Raw genomic sequence first — 1517 nt, forward strand, 5'->3', positions numbered from 1 at the left:
CAAAATGGAGAGTTTGATCCTGGCTCAGGATGAACGCTGGCGGTATGCTTAACACATGCAAGTCGAACGGTCTTTTAGGAGACAGTGGCGGACGGGTGAGTAACGCGTAAGAATCTACCTTCAGGTTGGGGACAACCACTGGAAACGGTGGCTAATACCGAATGTGCCGAGAGGTGAAAGGCTTGCTGCCTGAAGAAGAGCTTGCGTCTGATTAGCTAGTTGGTAGTGTAAGAGACTACCAAGGCGACGATCAGTAGCTGGTCTGAGAGGATGATCAGCCACACTGGGACTGAGACACGGCCCAGACTCCTACGGGAGGCAGCAGTGGGGAATTTTCCGCAATGGGCGAAAGCCTGACGGAGCAATACCGCGTGAGGGAGGAAGGCTCTTGGGTTGTAAACCTCTTTTCTCAGGGAAGAACAGAATGACGGTACCTGAGGAATAAGCATCGGCTAACTCCGTGCCAGCAGCCGCGGTAATACGGAGGATGCAAGCGTTATCCGGAATGATTGGGCGTAAAGGGTCCGCAGGTGGCATTGTAAGTCTGCTGTTAAAGAGTTTGGCTCAACCAAATAAGAGCAGTGGAAACTACAAAGCTAGAGTGTGGTCGGGGCAGAGGGAATTCCTGGTGTAGCGGTGAAATGCGTAGATATCAGGAAGAACACCAGTGGCGAAGGCGCTCTGCTAGGCCGAGACTGACACTGAGGGACGAAAGCTAGGGGAGCGAATGGGATTAGATACCCCAGTAGTCCTAGCCGTAAACGATGGATACTAGGCGTAGCTCGTATCGACCCGAGCTGTGCCGGAGCTAACGCGTTAAGTATCCCGCCTGGGGAGTACGCAGGCAACTGTGAAACTCAAAGGAATTGACGGGGGCCCGCACAAGCGGTGGAGTATGTGGTTTAATTCGATGCAACGCGAAGAACCTTACCAAGGCTTGACATGTCACGAATCCTATTGAAAGATGGGAGTGCCTTCGGGAGCGTGAACACAGGTGGTGCATGGCTGTCGTCAGCTCGTGTCGTGAGATGTTGGGTTAAGTCCCGCAACGAGCGCAACCCTCGTTTTTAGTTGCCAGCATTAGGTTGGGCACTCTAGAGAGACTGCCGGTGACAAACCGGAGGAAGGTGGGGATGACGTCAAGTCAGCATGCCCCTTACGTCTTGGGCTACACACGTACTACAATGCTACGGACAAAGGGCAGCTACACAGCGATGTGATGCGAATCTCGTAAACCGTAGCTCAGTTCAGATCGAAGGCTGCAACTCGCCTTCGTGAAGGAGGAATCGCTAGTAATTGCAGGTCAGCATACTGCAGTGAATTCGTTCCCGGGCCTTGTACACACCGCCCGTCACACCATGGAAGTTGGTCACGCCCGAAGTCGTTACCCCAACCTATTGGAGGGGGATGCCTAAGGTAGGACTGATGACTGGGGTGAAGTCGTAACAAGGTAGCCGTACCGGAAGGTGTGGCTGGATCACCTCCTTTTAGGGAGACCTAATCCATTTAGAAATCGA

At 53.1% G+C, this 1517-nt stretch carries 1 rRNA gene; it reads left to right on the plus strand.

What is annotated here, in order from left to right:
• The first annotated feature begins 1 nt into the window (after position 1).
• Positions 2-1488: ribosomal RNA gene (locus H6G44_RS19930) — 16S ribosomal RNA — on the plus strand.
• The last annotated feature ends 29 nt before the right edge of the window (positions 1489-1517 follow it).

Origin of the sequence: Aphanizomenon flos-aquae FACHB-1287 (genome assembly GCF_014698755.1) — a bacterium.
Lineage (GTDB): Bacteria > Cyanobacteriota > Cyanobacteriia > Cyanobacteriales > Nostocaceae > Dolichospermum > Dolichospermum flosaquae.